The 18,551-nt window shown below is 39.0% G+C and carries 16 protein-coding genes; 14 read left to right on the top strand and 2 right to left on the bottom strand.

The window, feature by feature from the left end; all coding sequences use genetic code 11:
* Positions 1–238: 238 nt before the first annotated feature.
* From NQT69_RS01635 to NQT69_RS01610, 6 genes are all read left to right on the top strand, one after another.
* A complete protein-coding gene (locus tag NQT69_RS01635) occupies positions 239–1,825 on the top strand; it encodes an ABC-F family ATPase (RefSeq protein ID WP_256826716.1) in 1,587 nt (528 codons plus the stop codon).
* A gap of 153 nt (positions 1,826–1,978) precedes the next feature.
* Entirely contained in the window at positions 1,979–2,461 is a 483-nt protein-coding gene (gene purE / locus NQT69_RS01630) for a 5-(carboxyamino)imidazole ribonucleotide mutase (RefSeq protein WP_256825966.1), read from the top strand.
* A gap of 1 nt (position 2,462) precedes the next feature.
* Positions 2,463–3,611, top strand: a complete 1,149-nt coding sequence (locus NQT69_RS01625; protein WP_256825965.1) for a 5-(carboxyamino)imidazole ribonucleotide synthase — start codon at positions 2,463–2,465, stop codon at positions 3,609–3,611.
* A 123-nt stretch (positions 3,612–3,734) separates the two neighbouring features.
* The gene (locus NQT69_RS01620; protein ID WP_256825964.1) at positions 3,735–4,667 is read left to right on the top strand and encodes a YeiH family protein; all 933 of its coding nucleotides are present in this window, start codon (positions 3,735–3,737) and stop codon (positions 4,665–4,667) included.
* Complete coding sequence (locus NQT69_RS01615; RefSeq protein ID WP_256825963.1) at positions 4,668–5,840, top strand: endonuclease/exonuclease/phosphatase family protein; 1,173 nt, start codon at positions 4,668–4,670, stop codon at positions 5,838–5,840. It abuts the gene before it with no gap.
* Between the two features lie 104 nt (positions 5,841–5,944).
* Positions 5,945–8,437, top strand: coding sequence for a prolyl oligopeptidase family serine peptidase (locus tag NQT69_RS01610; protein ID WP_256825962.1), 2,493 nt, complete (start codon positions 5,945–5,947; stop codon positions 8,435–8,437).
* A 27-nt stretch (positions 8,438–8,464) separates the two neighbouring features.
* Here the strand turns inward: NQT69_RS01610 and rrtA are convergent, their stop codons facing one another.
* Complete coding sequence (gene rrtA / locus NQT69_RS01605) at positions 8,465–9,052, bottom strand: rhombosortase (RefSeq protein WP_256825961.1); 588 nt, start codon at positions 9,050–9,052, stop codon at positions 8,465–8,467.
* An 87-nt stretch (positions 9,053–9,139) separates the two neighbouring features.
* On the opposite strand from rrtA, the gene ggt reads away from it, so the two are divergent.
* From ggt to NQT69_RS01590, 3 genes are all read left to right on the top strand, one after another.
* The gene (gene ggt, locus NQT69_RS01600; RefSeq protein WP_372822853.1) at positions 9,140–10,936 is read left to right on the top strand and encodes a gamma-glutamyltransferase; all 1,797 of its coding nucleotides are present in this window, start codon (positions 9,140–9,142) and stop codon (positions 10,934–10,936) included.
* 160 nt (positions 10,937–11,096) lie between these two features.
* The gene (locus NQT69_RS01595; protein WP_256825960.1) at positions 11,097–12,791 is read left to right on the top strand and encodes an NAD-dependent malic enzyme; all 1,695 of its coding nucleotides are present in this window, start codon (positions 11,097–11,099) and stop codon (positions 12,789–12,791) included.
* 108 nt (positions 12,792–12,899) lie between these two features.
* Positions 12,900–13,613, top strand: coding sequence for an SIMPL domain-containing protein (locus NQT69_RS01590; RefSeq protein WP_256825959.1), 714 nt, complete (start codon positions 12,900–12,902; stop codon positions 13,611–13,613).
* Positions 13,614–13,640: 27 nt separating this feature from the next.
* Here the strand turns inward: NQT69_RS01590 and NQT69_RS01585 are convergent, their stop codons facing one another.
* On the bottom strand, positions 13,641–14,993 hold the full coding sequence (locus NQT69_RS01585; protein WP_256825958.1) for a DUF2254 domain-containing protein: 1,353 nt from the start codon (positions 14,991–14,993) through the stop codon (positions 13,641–13,643).
* Between the two features lie 113 nt (positions 14,994–15,106).
* Here NQT69_RS01585 and NQT69_RS01580 point away from each other — a divergent pair, with 113 nt between their 5' ends.
* The 5 genes from NQT69_RS01580 to NQT69_RS01560 all read left to right on the top strand — a co-directional run bounded on the left by NQT69_RS01580 (position 15,107) and on the right by NQT69_RS01560 (position 18,276).
* On the top strand, positions 15,107–15,481 hold the full coding sequence (locus NQT69_RS01580; protein ID WP_256825957.1) for an MAPEG family protein: 375 nt from the start codon (positions 15,107–15,109) through the stop codon (positions 15,479–15,481).
* 13 nt (positions 15,482–15,494) lie between these two features.
* Positions 15,495–16,358 carry a transporter substrate-binding domain-containing protein gene (locus NQT69_RS01575; RefSeq protein ID WP_256825956.1) on the top strand — a complete coding sequence of 288 codons (864 nt, stop codon included), beginning with the start codon at positions 15,495–15,497 and terminating at the stop codon, positions 16,356–16,358.
* Between the two features lie 20 nt (positions 16,359–16,378).
* A complete protein-coding gene (locus NQT69_RS01570; RefSeq protein ID WP_256825955.1) occupies positions 16,379–17,008 on the top strand; it encodes a sulfotransferase in 630 nt (209 codons plus the stop codon).
* A gap of 73 nt (positions 17,009–17,081) precedes the next feature.
* On the top strand, positions 17,082–17,654 hold the full coding sequence (locus tag NQT69_RS01565) for a tRNA-(ms[2]io[6]A)-hydroxylase (RefSeq protein WP_256825954.1): 573 nt from the start codon (positions 17,082–17,084) through the stop codon (positions 17,652–17,654).
* Positions 17,655–17,901: 247 nt separating this feature from the next.
* Positions 17,902–18,276 carry a hypothetical protein gene (locus tag NQT69_RS01560; RefSeq protein WP_256825953.1) on the top strand — a complete coding sequence of 125 codons (375 nt, stop codon included), beginning with the start codon at positions 17,902–17,904 and terminating at the stop codon, positions 18,274–18,276.
* Positions 18,277–18,551 lie beyond the last annotated feature (275 nt).

Genomic DNA, 18,551 nt, shown 5'->3' with positions numbered 1-18,551 from the left:
TCCTAACAAAGGTACGTCATGGGTAAAGTGAAAAAATATCATTAAATTAGTATAGAGGAAATTTATAATATTAAGAGTAAATTAATCCTCAGTTTGCTAAAGCTTATACTAGATAAATTGTAGGCTAAGGGTATTTAGTTGCGCACTCTATTCACCAATATTTCATAGAAAAAACACCCATTTTGGTTTAAACTCCAGCCAATTAAATTTCTATGATTTCCCCTTGGAGGGTAGCGCTATTATTAGTACAGCTAACATCACCATGCAATTTGGTGCTAAACCATTATTTGAAAACATTTCTGCAAAATTTGGCGAAGGAAACCGTTATGGTTTAATTGGTGCAAATGGCTGTGGTAAATCAACTTTTATGAAGATTCTTAGTGGTGAACTGGAACCTTCCTCTGGTAACGTTAGTACTGATCCAAATGAGCGAGTAGCGAAACTAAATCAAGACCAGTTTGCTTATGAAGAATACTCAGTCATTGACACCGTGATCATGGGTCACAAAGAACTTTGGCAAGTAAAACAAGAGCGCGACCGTATTTATAGCTTACCTGAAATGAGTGAAGAAGATGGCATGAAAGTGGCCGATCTTGAGACTGAATTTGCTGAAATGGATGGTTATTCTGCTGAATCTAAAGCCGGTGAATTATTAATGGGTGTGGGTATTGATACGGCTCAACACTACGGCCCAATGTCAGAAATTGCACCGGGTTTTAAACTACGTGTTTTGTTAGCCCAAGTACTATTTTCAGACCCTGATATTATGCTGTTAGATGAGCCTACCAATAACTTGGATATTTATACCATTAAATGGCTTGAAGATGTGTTGAATCAGCGTGACTGTACTATGATCATCATTTCCCATGACCGTCATTTCTTAAACTCTGTATGTACTCATATGGCAGATATTGATTACGGTGAGCTACGTATTTACCCAGGTAATTACGATGAATACATGTACGCTGCTGAACAAGCCCGTGAACGTTTACTGAGTGAAAATGCAAAGAAGAAAAGCCAAATAGCTGAATTACAACAGTTCGTATCTCGCTTCTCTGCCAATGCATCAAAAGCTAAACAGGCAACATCGCGTGCTAAACAAATTGATAAAATTCAACTAGACGAAGTTAAAGCGTCTTCTCGTCAATCACCTTTTATTCGTTTCGAGCAAGAAAAACAATTGTTCCGTAACGCGCTAGAACTTAATAACCTTGGCCAGGGTTTTGATGAGATGCTCTTCACTGGGCTTGAAGGGCTTGTGGAAGTAGGGGAGCGTATTGCCATTATCGGTGAAAACGGCGTCGGTAAAACTACATTATTAAACACTCTAGCTGGTCGCCTTACACCAAAACAAGGTGAGTTCAAATGGTCTGAAAATGCAAATATTGGCTATTATGCACAAGATCACGCTGATGAGTTTGAGCAAGACATGAACTTATTCCAATGGATGGAGCAGTGGCAACAAGAAGGTGATGATGAACAAGTAGTCCGTAGCTTTTTAGGGCGTATGTTGTTCTCACAAAATGATATCAAAAAATCAGTTAAAGTTATCTCAGGTGGTGAACAAGGTCGTATGTTATTTGGTAAGATTATGATGCATAAGCCAAATATACTGTTAATGGATGAACCAACCAACCATATGGATATGGAGTCTATCGAAGCATTAAACTTAGCGTTAGAAGCATACGAAGGAACCTTGTTGTTTGTGTCACATGACCGCCAGTTTGTTTCATCACTTGCAACTCGTATTTGGGAAGTAAAAGATTCTAAGATTATTGATTTTAGAGGCACCTACTCAGAATACCTTGCCAGTAAAGAGGCATAACACTGCATTTTGATTATTTAAAAGCCATGTCAATCATGGCTTTTTTATTGCGCGTTTAGCGCGATTTTATATTTAATACGTGTATAATAACCGCCTTAAAATAAGGACAAAAGTCCGCTATTAGTTCGAAAATTAGTTTACTGAGGAGTATTTATGACTGTTGGCATTATTATGGGTTCCAAATCAGATTGGCCAACTATGGAACACGCAGCGACTATGCTTGATAAATTTGGCATCGCATATGAAACTAAAGTAGTTTCAGCGCACAGAACTCCTCAATTACTTGCTGACTATGCAAGTTCAGCAGCAGATCGTGGCATTAAGGTTATTATTGCCGGTGCCGGTGGTGCTGCGCATTTACCTGGAATGGCTGCTGCTTTTACATCTTTGCCTGTACTCGGTGTACCAGTTAAATCTAAAACCTTAAATGGCGTTGATTCGTTGTTGTCTATTTGCCAAATGCCTAAAGGCGTAGCTGTAGGTACTTTAGCCATCGGTGATGCAGGTGCTGCCAACGCAGGTTTATTAGCGGCACAAATTTTAGGTTGCCAGCAGCCTGAGATTTTTGCAAAAGTAGAAGCGTTCCGTAAAGAGCAAACCGACACTATTTTAGCTAACCCTAATCCAGCAGAGTAATATGAAAATTTTAATTTTAGGTGCTGGTCAACTAGCTCGGATGATGAGCTTAGCTGGCGCCCCATTAAATTTAAATGTAGTTGCTTACGATGTGGGTAGTCAAAAGATTATTCACCCGCTTACTAACCACGTTTATGATACAACTTTAGAGCAAGCAATTGCGGATGTTGATGCCATAACCGCTGAATTTGAGCATATTCCTGATGATGTGCTTACGCTGTGTTGTGCAAGTAATAAGTTTTACCCCGGTAAAGATGCAATCAAAACCGGTGGTGATCGGGCTATCGAAAAAGCCTTATTGAGTAAAACGGATGTCTCATGTGCGCCGTATCAACTTATTACAGAAAAAGCCCACCTTGAACAAGCGGTCGCTTTACTTGGCAAACCTTTAGTCATTAAAACCTGCCAAGCAGGTTATGATGGTAAAGGGCAGTGGCGATTAAAATCTGATGATCAAATAGAGCAAATCTGGTCTGAAATGGCTGACTTTATTGCCTCAGGCACAGAGCAAATGCCACACAGTATTATTGCAGAGCAAATGATCCCATTTGATCGTGAAGTGTCCATTATTGGCGCACGAGATAAATCAGGGAATACTGTTATTTACCCATTAACAGAAAACCAGCACACCAATGGCGTGCTTACACTCTCTGTTGCAGGTAAAGAAAAATCAGCGATTCAACACCAAGCCGAAGAAGCATTTAATAAAATAGCCAATGAGCTTAACTATGTTGGCGTTTTAGCCATTGAATTTTTTGATGTAAGTGGTCAGTTGTTAGTTAATGAGTTAGCGCCCAGAGTACATAACTCAGGACACTGGACTCAACAAGGTACACATTGCTCACAGTTTGAAAACCATATGCGCGCAGTAGCGGGCTTACCGCTCGGTAATACTGAGCTCAAACACGTTAGTGCGATGATCAATGTACTTGGTCAGTCAGCAATTCCGCATGATGTATTAAAAGTGCCTGATGTTACGAGCCATTGGTATGGAAAAGCTGCTAAACCAGGGCGTAAAATGGGGCATATTAATGTCTCAGCTTCAAGCTTACACGAACTTGGAGAGCGTTTAGCTGAACTTGCAGAATCCCTGCCTGAAGAGCAATACCCGGGCGTTTTAGCCACGAGTACATCGCTAATTTTGAATTAATCTACCCATAAGCCGAGCATGCTGCTCGGCTTATACTTGCTGTATCCATCGTTTTTTCTTTTTTTCGCCAATCATTTATGTCAGCCTATGTAAACTATAGTGATAAAGTATTCTGGAAAATGAATGCCTGCGAAAACACATTTACATAAGTTTTTTTATATTTTGTTATTAGGCTTATGCCTAACTCCCTTTGTTGGTGCGGGTTCTGCGCTTATCTTAGGCGCTGGTTTTGCTATTGTTTTAGGCAACCCTTTTGCTGAATTATCACAAACTGCGAGTAAATGGATGCTCAAAGCGGCCGTCGTTGGTCTTGGTTTTGCCGTTGATTTTAATCAAGTGATCGAGGTAGGGCGCAGCTCTTTGGTGCTCACCATTGTGAGTATTACCGCCATCATTGGTTTAGGTGAAATTCTTACCCAAGTATTTAAATTGAACCGTAACACAGGCGTGTTAATTTCGTTTGGTACTGCAATTTGTGGAGGTAGCGCAATTGCTGCCATGGCGCCAGTGATTAAAGCTAAAGACCATGAAGTTGCCGTGGCGTTAGGTGTGGTTTTTTTGCTTAATGGGGCGGGATTACTATTATTTCCTACAATAGGTCATTATTTTAATTTAAGTCAAGAACAGTTTGGCATGTGGGCCGCATTAGCGATTCATGATACCAGTAGTGTAGTCGGTGCATCAGCAACTTATGGTGCTGTTGCATTAAGTATTGCGACCACGGTTAAACTTACACGTGCAATGTGGATTATCCCGTATACAACGTTAGCTGGTGTATTTTGGCGCTCTGAAGAAAAAGCCAGTATTCCGCTTTTTATTATAGGCTTTCTAGCCGCGGCACTGATAAATACATATTTGCCTGATTATTCATCTATTTGGTCATTGTTAAACAATGCTGCTAGGCAGCTGTTGGTCATGACCTTATTTTTAATTGGCAGTGGGTTATCTATAAGCGTACTTAAAAAGGCAGGTATAAAACCATTTTTAATGGCGATCCTTTTATGGATTGTTGTTAGTAGTGTAATTTTAATATTAATTTTAGACGGGTTTATTTAAATGAAGTTAAAACTGATTGTCGCAGCTATTACGAGTATTTTTATCAGCAGTGACTTGGTAGCTGATGTCCAAGCAGCAACAAATGTACGAGTAGCAACCTTTAACGTAAGTATGGATGCCACAAATTACACGGCAAAAGGGGAAAGTGTTGAGGCTAACGCGTTGGTCAACGCTTTAAAAAGTAATCATCAACAAATAAAGAATATTGCAGAAATCATTCAGCGAGTTCGCCCAGATATCTTATTATTGAATGAATTTGACTACGTCAGTAAATCACAAGGTATTGATTATTTTATACAGCATTACTTAAAAGTCAGTCAAAATAAGCAGCCCGCAATTAATTATCCATATACTTATATTGGCCCAGTTAATACAGGTGTGGCGTCTGAGTTTGATTTTGATAACGACGGCAAAAAAACCGGTAAACTTGGCGATGCATATGGTTTTGGCTTCTTCCCAGGACACTACGGGATGGCAGTACTTTCAAAGTATCCCATAGATTTTGTCAAGGTCCGGACGCTGCAAACTTTTAAGTATAAAGACATGCCTGGTGCACAAATGCCAGTCGACCCGTTAACTGGTAAGAACTGGTACAATGAACCTCAGTGGCAAGCAATGCGTTTGAGCTCTAAGTCATTTTGGGATTTACCTATTGATATTAAGGGTGAGACTGTTCATTTACTAGCCTCACACCCAACACCTCCCGTTTTTGACGGCGATGAAGATAGAAACGGTAAGCGTAATCACGATGAAGTTAGATTAATTAAAGATTACGTCGAAAACGCAGAGTATCTTTATGATGATAAAGGTGTAAAAGGTGGCTTGAAAGCCGATTCTCGCTTTGTCATTGTTGGAGATTTAAACGCAGCTCCACAAGGTGATAAAAAACGCCCAGTAACAACAAATCAAATATTAAAAAATCCACTTATTAACAGTGAGTTTGTACCTAAGAGTAAAGGAGCCGCTAGCAGTTATTCAGAGCAGTACGCTGCTGCTTATACGGCGTATTGGCAAGCAAGAGTTGATTATGTATTACCATCAACATACGGAATAAGCATTCAAGATGGCGGTGTTTTTTGGCCACCGAAAAACAGCGAGCTTTATAGATTGATAAAGGATAGAAATGCATCATCCGATCACCGAATGGTGTGGTTAGATATACTAGTTAAATAGCTGGTTGTTTAACGGTAAACTTTGGCTGTTTATCCTAAATAATTGCAATACCTATAGTGCTTCTGCTTAAATTGAGGGAATTATAATAATCCCCAAGAAGCACTATGATTTTAAAAACAGCAAATAAAACCTTAGTGGCTTTGGCAGTCGCATCAAGCTTTATGCTTGCAGGTTGTCAAACTACCGCCTCAACCACTTCAACTGAAGTGTCAGATTCTCCTGTTGCCAGTGTTGTTGCAACCCCAGTAGACTCAGGGACAAGTGAAATAACACTCGAACAAGCTATGGCACATCCAGATTGGTTAGGTCGCCAACCTGAACGCGCATTTTGGGCTGCAGATTCAAAGACTATTGTGTATGCACAAAAGCAACAGGGTAATACACTACGCGATTTATATACGCAAACTATAGATAGCCAACAAGCCAGTCAGGTTGCTTTAGCAAAATTACACTCACTCGGCGCAAAAAATGCTGTTTACTCAGCTGATAAATCACTACAAGCCTACGCATTTGAAGGCAATATTTTCGTAAAAAATATTAACAGCGGTCAGATCACACAAATTACCCATGACAGCGCACAACAATCAAAACCACAGTTTCTAACTGATGGTTCACTTGCATTTCGCCAAGCAAATGCTTTTTATAAAGTTGATTTGAAAACAGGTCAGCGCGTAGAGCTGGTTAATCTACACCTCACAGATAAGCCAGAAGGTGTTAAAGAGCCAACTAGTTATATTGCAAAAGAGCAACACAAGTTAATTGACTATATTGCTTTAACCCATAAAAACAAACTTGATAAGCAATCTCGTAAAGAGCAGTTAAAAAAGCAAAATGCAACGATTGCTAATGCACAATTTTACTTAGGTAAAGGCAATAAACTTGCTGATGTGCAACTGTCTCCTAATGGTAAAGCGTTAATTGCTGTTGTCACAGATAACCGTTCTTGGCGTGAAGACAGCGATATTATGCCAAATTATATTACTGATGATGCTGGTGTAAACGCTGAAAAAGTACGTCGTCGTGTTGCCGCTGCCAAGCCACAAACATCTGAAGTAATTTATATCGACCTTGTTAATCAAGCGCAAAATACCCTTGCGTTTGACACTTTACCAGGCTTTGATGAAGACGTGCTTGCAGCGGTTAAAAAAGAAAACTATGCTCGTGACGGTAAAGCATATGAGTCGAAAAAAGAGCCTCGAGCTATTAATTTAATGATGGACTGGGGTTGGTCACAAAGTGCTATTGTTTGGAATCATGATGGTTCGCAAGTAGCACTGATGTTAGAAGCATGGGATAACAAAGACCGCTGGATTGCCTCAGTTGATTTTGACGCGAATCAATTAGTGTCTCAACATCGCTTGCATGATGATGCATGGGTAAACTACACCTACAATGATTTTGGTTGGCTAAATAACTCAGATACACTTTACTATTTATCTGAAGAATCAGGCTATAGCCATATTTATAAAAAGCCATTAAATGGCAAAGCAACACAACTAACCAAAGGTCAGTTTGTTGTTTCGAATTTAACCGTGGCTGATGACAACAGCGCTATTTATTATAAAGCGAATGTTGAACACCCAGGTTTGTATGAAATATACCGTGTTGATCCACAGACAGGGCAATCTGAGCAAGTTACAAACCTCGATGGTATGACTGATTATCAGTTAAGCCCTGATCAAGCTAAATTGTTACTTACTCACTCTAAGATTATGTCACCACCTGAGTTATATGTGGCCGATGCTAAAGCTAATGCTTCTGCTAAGCAATTGACTAACACAGTATCAAGTCAGTTTTTAGCAAAACAACTGATTGCGCCTAAAATTGTAGCTGTGCCATCAAGCCACACTGATCAACCAATTTATGCGAAAGTGTACTACCCAGCTGATTATGTAGAGGGTGAAAGCGGTAAAAACCGTAAAGCCGTAATCTTTAATCACGGCGCCGGTTATTTACAGAATTCACATATGGGTTGGTCAGGGTATTTCCGTGAATTTATGTTTCATTCACTATTAGCCTCTGAAGGTTATGTTGTAATGGATATGGATTACCGTGCATCAAAAGGTTATGGTCGTGATTGGCGTACTGCCATTTATCGTCAAATGGGCACACCAGAAACACAAGATTTAATGGATGGTGTAAGCTGGATGGCTGAAAATGCGAATGTTGATACCGGTGCCGTTGGCACATATGGTGGTTCGTATGGTGGCTTTATGACGTTTATGGCGTTGTTTACTCAACCTGACCTGTTCCAATCAGGAGCAGCACTGCGTCCGGTAACTGATTGGGCACATTATAATGCGCCGTATACTTCAAACATCTTAAATCACCCAGATGTAGATCCCATTGCGTATGAAAGAAGCTCACCTATCTATTTTGCAGAAGGTCTAAAAAATCATCTGTTGATCAACGCACCTATGGTTGATAACAATGTATTTTTCCAAGATTCAGTACGTTTAGTACAGCGTTTAATAGAGCTTGAGAAAGAAAACTTTGAAACGGCTATATTTCCAGTTGAACCACATGGTTTTGTACAACCATCAAGTTGGTTAGATGAATATCGCCGAATTTATAAGTTATTTAAAGAAACACTTTAATTCTAATTAAGAATGAAAACGCCAAATTTAGTTTGGCGTTTTTTTTATCATTTGAACAAGTATAGGGATCGCTAATACTATTCCACCAATGGCGCCAATCAAATGAGCATCAATCGCCACACGAGAGGCAATTAGTTTGCCGACTTCAGCACTTGGACCTGCGTATTGCTCATGGGCTATTTTTAACCAAATTCCTATAAATAGTAAGCTACCGGTTTTCATCCCTACACTTATATCTTTTATTGCTCCCCAGACAATCACGCCATGTAATAGGGCACTTAACCCGGTGTAAATCTTTATATCAGGACAAAAGAAATAAATACCTGAGCCACACCATATACCTAAGATTAATGAGTTTAGTGCGTATCGGCTGGGTGTTGTGTGTTCAGCATGTAATAACCAAATAAGCACAATGCCAGCACAATTTAAGCCTAAATGCGCCCAATTAGCATGAACAAATTGACTGCTAAGTAAGCGCCAGATTTCACCTTGCTCAATTAGCTGACGGTTGAATTCTAACAAATCGTTCAAATTAAGAATTGCTAATAAAGCGCTGATTGCGATTAAACACAATGGCGGTAAAACGTAACGAGGTTGGAGCGGTAAATTAACCATTTTTTTCTTATTTTTACAGCAAACTTTTGCATATTGTGCACGTTTAACTTTAAGATGCCAAACACCTAGGCGCAATTAAGTTATTTTATGTTTTTAACGTTTCCAAAAGCACTGGCATTTACTGCCTCATTATTATGTATTCCTTCATTAGCCATGAGTGCAACAAGCCCCCGTGAAACTCGCGAGCCAGAAGCGGCTACCGGGTTGCAACAAAAGCAGCAAGTAGTTGGGCGTGACTTTATGGTAGCTGCTGCAAACCCTTATGCCGTTGAGGCAGGTCAGCAAATTTTAGCAAAAGGGGGAAGCGCTGTTGATGCTGCAATTGCTACGCAATTGGTTTTAACCCTTGTTGAGCCGCAATCATCTGGCATTGGTGGTGGTACATTTATGCTGTATTACGATAAGCAAAAGCAACAATTAACCAGTTTTGATGGCCGTGAAACCGCTCCCGAAAATGCCGATGAGAATCTCTTTTTAGATCAACACGGCAAAGCAGCGCGTTGGATTGATGCCGTTGTAGGAGGCCGCTCTGTTGGCGTACCGGGTATTTTACATGCTTTTGCAAATGCCCATAAACAATATGGTAAATTACCTTGGAAAACGCTTTTTGAGCCAGCAATCGCGCTTGCCGAAGAAGGGTTTGTGGTTTCTCCACGTTTACACGCATTATTAGCGAAACAAATAAACCCTGGGATCACCAACCTTGATGTTATTCGTGATTACTTCTTTGTCGATGGCAAGCCATTAGCGGCCGGTACAGTAAAGAAAAATCAGCCTTTAGCAAATCTCTATAAAGACATTGCCAACAAAGGGATTGATGCCTTTTATAAAGGTAAAAACGCCGAACAAATGGTCAATGCTGTGCAGCATAGTAAGGTGGCTCCAGGCACTTTAACGCTTACTGATTTAGCTAATTATAAAAGTGTCCAGCGAGATGCTGTGTGTGCTCCTTATCACGATTATAGAGTTTGCTCTATGGCGCCGCCTAGTAGTGGTGGTGTGGCTGTTATTCAAATCCTCGCACTACTTGAAAGTAAAAATATGGCGCAGTTTGAGCCCAATTCAGAACAGGCTATTCATTATTTTACTCAAGCTTCAAGACTCGCTTTTGCTGATCGTAATGTTTACATGGGCGACCCTGATTTTGCTTATATTCCAACACAAGAATTACTTGCGCCCGATTATATAAAACACCGTGCTGCACTCATTAGTGAACGCGACACATCGGCGCTTGCTGGAGAGCCGAGAAAATCTTTAACCTATGCTAAAGATGACGCCTATGAGCTACCATCAACGACTCATGTATCTATTATTGATAGCTTTGGTAATGCTGTGTCTATGACCAGCTCTATTGAAATGGCATTTGGATCAACGGTGATGGTTAATGGTTATATCTTAAATAACCAACTAACCGATTTTGCACTTTCACCGAAAAAAAATGGTAAATTGTTAGCCAATAGAGTTGAAGCTGGGAAACGTCCACGAAGCTCTATGTCTCCGGTTATGGTTTTCAACAAAGACGGTAGTTTACGTTTGGTGGTTGGCTCACCAGGTGGCAGCCGTATTATTAACTACGTAGCGCAAGTACTTATTTGTGTATTAGACTGGGACTTAACAGCGCAGCAGGCCATTAACCTAGGCCGTGTTACAAACCGTAACCAGTATACCAGTTTAGAAAAAGGGACAGACACTGCAGCATTAAAAGCCGATCTAGTTAAGCGGGGTCATAACGTTCAACTGCGTGATCTAAACTCAGGGTTACATGCGGTAGAAATTAAAAACGGTATGCTTTATGGTGCTGCCGATCCGCGTCGGGAAGGGATTGCGCTAGGCGAGAGTAATATTGTGCTTAATGAGCATAAAAACGCTACGAATAACCCTTAATCGACTCGCTAAGTTAATGTACAATAGAGTATTAAGCACAGTTTTGGCTGTGCTTTTTCTCTTACAGTGTATGGTCTGACAAGATTGAATGTCATTGCTTTTTAATATTCAATCCTAATAATGGCAGATCACAATTAAAGACATCGCTAAGCTTGGAATTATGACTACAAATACCGATCCAAATTATCTTTATATTCATCACTCAGGCCCTGGCTTGATCGAAACTCCTCTTTTAAATAAAGGTAGTGCATTCACCCAAAAAGAACGCGAAAGTTTCAACCTAGCAGGTTTATTACCCCCACGTTACGAAACAATAGAAGAGCAGGTTGAACGTTGTTATCAACAATATTCTAGCTTTAACGATAATCTTAATAAGCACATTTATTTACGTGCTATACAAGATAATAACGAAACACTTTACTACCGTTTAGTGCGTGATCATCTTGAAGAAATGTTGCCAATTATCTATACTCCAACGGTAGGTGATGCGTGTGAAAAGTTCTCCGATATTTACCGCAGTGCCCGTGGTTTATTTATTTCCTATGAAGATCGTTATCAAATTGATGATATTTTACGTAATGCTACCAAAGGCAAAGTGAAAGTGATCGTAGTTACCGATGGTGAGCGAATTCTTGGTCTTGGTGACCAAGGAATTGGTGGTATGGGGATCCCTATTGGCAAGCTATCACTATATACCGCCTGTGGTGGTATCAGCCCAGCTTATACCTTGCCTGTAATGTTAGATGTTGGCACTAATAATGAAAAGTTACTTAACGATCCAATGTACATGGGCGCGCGTCATAAGCGTATAGCCCAAGATGAATACGATGAGTTTCTAGATTTATTTATTAAAGCAGTAAAACGCCGCTGGCCGAATGTGTTACTTCAATTTGAAGATTTTGCCCAACCTAATGCAATGCCTCTTTTAAAACGTTATCGCGATGAAATTTGTAGCTTCAACGATGATATACAAGGGACTGCTGCCGTCACAGTGGGTTCTTTACTGGCTGCGTGTCGCGTTAAAAACGCTAAACTATCTGAGCAAAAAGTGGTTTTCGTGGGAGCAGGCTCTGCAGGATGTGGTATTGCTGAGCAAATTATTAGCCAAATGGTGTCTGAAGGTATTTCTGATGCTCAAGCGCGTAGCCAAATCTTTATGGTCGATCGCTTTGGTTTATTAACACAAGGTATGCAAGGTTTACGGGACTTTCAACAGGCACTAGCGCAACAAACAGATGATTTAGCACAATGGACTTACAGCGGTGAGTACGCATCACTACTTGATGTTATGCATTGCGCAGAGCCAGATATCTTAATAGGTGTATCAGGGCAACCGGGGTTATTTACGGAGCAAGTTATTCGTGCGATGCATAGTAACTGTGAGCAGCCAATTATATTCCCATTAAGTAACCCTTCAAAACAGGTTGAAGCGTTGCCAGAAGATGTAATTACTTGGACTCAAGGTAAAGCCATTGTAGCGACTGGTAGCCCATTTGCCCCCGTTGTTTATGAAGGCGAAACATTTACTATTCCACAGTGTAATAATAGTTATATCTTCCCTGGTATTGGCTTAGGTGTCATTGCAGCGAAAGCAACCCGTATAACGGATGCAATGCTGATGGTATCAAGTGAAGTTTTAGCTGAATCTTCGCCTCGTGCTAATACTGGCAATGGTAGTTTATTACCAGCACTAACTGAAATTGAAACTCTAAGTAAGCGTATTGCATTTGCTGTGGCTAAAAAAGCAATTGAAGAAGGCGCAGCACTTGAAATAAGTGATGACAGACTTTGGGCCGCCATAGATGCCAATTACTGGTTACCTAAATACCGTAATTATAAACGTGTAAGCATCTAATTAAGAACATTAATAAAAACAGGCTTCGGCCTGTTTTTTTATGCTTGTTCATTTTAAATTAACCAGCTAGGGTATTTAATAGTGCTAATTCACTTATTAAGGAACACTATGCGTTACTTACCTATACTTGCAGCTGCAATAAGCTTTAATACTTTTGCCGATAGTACGCCAAATGCCCCTCATATTTATATTCAAGGCCAAGCACAAATCACCACATCGGCAGATCGTGTTTTAATCAATGTGGGGATCCTTGAAGTTGATAAAGACTTAATGGCAGCAAAACAAAAAGCCGATCAAACCATGGCTAAAGCAATAAAACTTGCTAAACAAACCGGTGTGTTGGCCAAAGACATTAATGCAGGGCAGCTTAGTATTCATCGCGAAACGCAATACAATCGAGAAACCAATAAACAAGAGTTTGTTGGATTTCGTGTTTCACGTAGTTTATCGCTGACTTTAAATGATGTAGAAAAATACCCAAGCTTGTTACAAAACCTTGTTAATGGCGGCATAAACCAAGTAAATCAGAGCCAATTTGTATCAAGCAAATACAACGAGCTACAACAGCAAGCACAAAAGTTAGCAATTAAAGATGCAAAATCAGCAGCTGCAGAATTTGCACAGAATTACGATGTGAATATAAAAGGTCTGTACAGTGCTTCAATGAGCCCGATGGATACAAGTGTCCAACCTTATACTAGAGCAAAAATGGCAATGTCAGCTGATGCTGAGTCAGTTTCAGTGGTGCCAGATTCGTATCATGTGGGTGATATAACAATTACGGCCTCTAGTTACGCAATTTATCTAATTGAAAACCAATAATTCAATTAACAGAGCGTAAATACGGGTTTACTCTTTGATTTGTTCAAATCGAGATACCAGCTTTTCGCCTCGCTCAGGTGCAATCCTTGCTATGGCGTTAAGCATATTAATCACTTCAGTGCGGTCATATAAATTTGTGGTTTGTTCATTAATATCATCAACAATGGCAGCTAAGTAGTTGAACAGCTTTTCAGTTGCTTGGGCATTGTCACTTGCTACAAACAAGATATTCTTAAATGCTTCTAATACATTCGTCATAACATAAGCATCCGCTTTCGCGTAATTTCGCAACGGCGTAAAGTTATCGTGTAATAGCTCCTCAAATGACGTTTCATGTATATACAAATAAGGCGTACTTTGTGCGTGTTTTAGCGAATAATTAGTGTCACTAATTTTTAATCGCTCAATTAATAAGATACTCAGCATATCAATTGCTTTAACAGCAGTACCAGGATCGTTAATACCCGGGCTCATCGCTTTAACAGCGATTTCTGAAATTTGTGTTAGTCCATAGCGATAGTGGTCACTGATATATTCTTCGATATAGAAAATAAAACAGCCCAGTATTTTTTCTACCAACTGGGGGTTATCAGACAAATCGCGGTCTGATTTTAAAAACGGGTAGCCTTTTACGGTAAAATAACCTTGATTTACAATGATAAAAAGTTTGATGTCTTCTTGAGCCAATATTTCACAGAGCTTATCGGTGTGAACACCTTTAAAATATCCCTCTGTGGTACTTTTAATTGAATACCAATCAGTAAAGTCAGGGAATTGGGGTAATTTATGCTGTTGTTGGCGGGTAATAATGTCGTTAATAACGCCTTTGGTATCTTTAAACAAATCGTTTAAAACGTTATCTACTTGGATAGCTTTTGAAATTGAATGGATAAAATACACAAATAGCGCTAATGAAATAAGCCCAAACACTAAAGAAAAAAATACACCTAATGCAGGGATTGATACATCGCCGCCAGCTGTTTGCTTTATGTTGATAAGCATAATAATTGAGTAAATAATACTGCCTAAATAAAAGCCTAACACCAATTGGTGTGACTTGCGGGTAATTAGACCCGGGATCACTCGAGGTGAGAGGCTGGCACTGGCCGTATTTAAAACAATCATTACCATGGAAAAACTAAACACGGTTAACGAGATAATACTCCCGGCTAAAGTACTTAAAATAGTTCGCGCATTTTCTTCGCTATCGACTAATAAAAAAGCAATAAGTGCTTTTAACTTAACGATAGGAGCACTGTACTCTACAGACATAGTAATAATGGCAAAAAGAAGAAATCCCACAGACAGCATTGAAGGGTAAAAACCAATGCTATTGATCATTTCTCGATAATTATCAGCAATCTTTCGTGGCACAAACATATATATCCTTTTTAGCCGTTATTTTAATACGTTATCATAAAAAACTTAGTTATAAGTGGCTATTTCATGTTAATACTTGTGTTATTATTGAAAAAACTAAAGGGGAACAACGAGTGATAATTTCATTTTATGCTGCAGTATTAGCTTTTATGTATATTCATCTGAGTATGCGTGTTGTTAAAGTTCGCAAAGCAAACCAAATCTCACTTGGCACAAATAATAACGATGCACTCATAAAAGCCACCCGTGCACATGGTAACTTTATTGAGTATGTACCATTTGCACTTATTTTAATATTTTTAGCCGAGTTTCAGGGGCTCAGTAGCCATTATTGTCATATTTTAGGGGTCTTATTAGTATTTGGCCGTGTTTGCCATAGCATTGCTATAACTGATGGCACATTTAAACTAAGAGTGACTGGTATGATTGCTACATTTTTAACCTTAGCATTAGCTGGTTTCTTCTTAATTTTTAGCCGGTTTTTCTAATATGAGACGCGGTTTGTTAGTTTCCTCATTAAGTGTTTTACTGTGTAGTTTATGTGCAAACAGTCAAACTGTGAGTGTAAATCAGCAACCGCTAAAAGTAATTTACCCTAAACCAGAGCGAGCACAGGAAAGTGAAAATTGGTATCCACTGGTTTTACTTAAATTTGCTTTAGAGCACAGCGGGCGCGATCATACTTTAGAGTCATCAGTTAAAATGGTGCAAAGTCGTTCTTTAAAAGAGCTAGAGCAAGGCGATTTAGTTAATGTTGCCTGGTCTATGACCAGTATTGAACGAGAGCGAGTTTTTAACCCAGTTCGGATACCTATTTATAAAGGTTTATACGGTTTGCGGTTGTTATTAACCACCCAAGATAAACTCGCTAAATTTGCAAATGTAACAAACCTATATTCTCTGCGGAACATTGATTTTATCCAAGGTCATGATTGGCCTGATACCGTTATTATTCGAGATAATGGATTATCTGTCTCTACATCAACCACTTATGAAGCACTTTATAATATGCTTTTAAAAGGGCGAGGTGATGCATTTCCGCGCTCTATTTTAGAAGTGGATTGGGAATTAGAGCAACTTGGTCAACAAACAAATGTTCAAGTAGTGCCTAATATTGCGCTTTCATATCCCGCGGCCATTTATTATTTTGTCAATTCAAAACGACCTGATATTCACCATGCTATTCAATCAGGGCTTGAGAAAATGCATGAAAATGGCGAGTTCGATCGACTATTTACACAGTATTTTGCTGACACTATTAAAAATGCCAATTTAGACGAAAAAACAATTGTTAGGTTAAAAAATACCCACATGTCGAAGTTAACGCCACTTGAAAATAACCAGCTTTGGTTTAAGCCAAATTAGAACCTTCGCAATATACGACAATGACAGTAAATAAAATTTTTATCATCGGCCTACCAAGAACAGGCACAACCAGTGTATGTCACAGTTTTTTACAGCTTGGTTATACATGTGCGCACACAGCTTACACAAAACAGTGTTTTACTGATGCTCAGGTGATAGCCGATACACCTATTTTTAACGACTATCAATATTTGGATACCTTGTATCCAGGTTCTAAATTTATTTATCTTCAGCGTAGTATGGACTTATGGCTGCCGTCAATACGCCAACTGCTCTCACGTATGTTTGTAAATTTAACGAGAGCAGATGGAGGCTTTAACCCGCATATAAAACGATGTTATTTAAATATATTTAAAAACTTTAGCGCAGAAAACATTGCTAACGATGCGTACTTAGAACAAAGTTACAGCACGCATTTAAAAGCTGCAGAGCATTATTTTGAGCAGCGACAGGCGGATTTTCTCAAAATTGATATTAGCGATACTGACAGCTTTATTAAATTATGTGACTTTCTCCACTGTGCAACACCATCCCATGCTCAATTTGAAAAAATGAATATAGGTGGCAAAGTCACAGCGTGGAACGCTATTAAGCACCCGCTAAAAATAGCCTCTACGGCAAGTGGAAAAATAGACAAGGTTATTTATTAATTTGGCTTCTATGAAAGATTTTGCCCGTAATTTGCGATAAAATTGCGCCATTGAATTAACAGTAAGCTAAACCATGTTTGAATTAAAATACCATACTCCATTTTCTTGGACTGAAGCCGTACTTGCTGACTTTGATACTTTTTTACAAGATCATGCTGCAGCAGAGAAAAAAGCATCTGGCATGGCGATGTCTATGCTATCCCATTACCCGGATCGTCGAAAGCTTGTAAAAGCGATGACTGACTTAGCACTAGAAGAAATGATTCACTTTAAGCAAGTTTTAAAGTTATTAATTGACCGTGACGTTAATTTAGGTAATGACCAGAAAGATCCATATGTTAAACAAATTCGTGCAGTATTTAGAAATGGCCGTGATGAATTTTTAATGGACCGATTATTGGTCGGTGCTGTTATAGAGGCGAGGGGACATGAGCGCTTTTCTCTAGTCGCACAAGCATTGTCTGCAGGGAAGGAAAAAGATTTTTATGTTGCGATTGCAAAGTCTGAAGAAAAACATAAAAACCTATTTGTTGAATTAGCGTATGAATATTTTGATAAACTCGAAGTTGATGCTCGTTTAGAAGAAATTTTAATTGCTGAAGCTAAGATTTGTGAATCGATTCCATTCACAGCTGCACTGCATTAATCACCCATATAACGTTATGTTAAATAGGCTGCTAAATAGTTTTAACAGCCTAATTACTCAATAATATTTTTTTTATCAATAGAGCAATGCGCCTGTATTGATCAAATAAACATCACCCACTGCAAATAACTCCTATAATTAGTTAATCAAAAGATTAAAAATTAATCAAAGTGTCAAAAATGCACTATAAGATCAATTTTCAATTTGATAGTCGGTTACTCTTTAGTAAACGCAAAGGGAGATGAACATGAAATGGATGATGACATTGACCACAGCTTCGTTATTGGGCATAGGCTTTGCTGGCAATACAATTTATAGTGAATTTGTATATTTCCAAGAAACCCAAGATAGTCATGAAATTAGCAATAGTATGTACCGCTCAATAATGTGGCATATGGATATTTACGATAATGCAGAGTTCTATGACGTCGCTAATGATTATTTTGCAGATGGAAAAATAGATACTCGCGAATATACAAAGCTACAGATTTTAGCTAAAGAAAAGTCCGGGCCATTAATATATCAAAACCTTTCTGATGAGCAGTTATGGCATGCACGGTTAAGTTTTAAAAAATACTTAGAAGCACAAGCAAATAGTAATGTAATTGCTGCAACTAATTAATTTTGCGCGGGTAGTCGTTTCAATTAAACAGCATATTAGTAAATGTGAGCTATATTTTTACTTGCAGTACAGCTTTATTAACTCAGCTAAATTTATAATGCTGGGTTTACCGGCTAAATAATTGGTATCAATATGGTACGTATTACCAAGCCAATAGGGGGCTTGGATTGTATTATGACCATGGATTGAAAATAACACACCTAGATTTAGTTGCGTGCTCTGTGTTTGCACTCGGCTGCGGTCCCATAAAAAGTGCTGAACTGTTTGTTCAATGT

Origin of the sequence: Pseudoalteromonas shioyasakiensis, from assembly GCF_024518675.1 — a bacterium.
GTDB lineage: Bacteria > Pseudomonadota > Gammaproteobacteria > Enterobacterales > Alteromonadaceae > Pseudoalteromonas > Pseudoalteromonas shioyasakiensis_B.
Note: the sequence above shows the minus strand (reverse complement) of the source record. Positions and strands in the feature narration are given on the sequence as shown.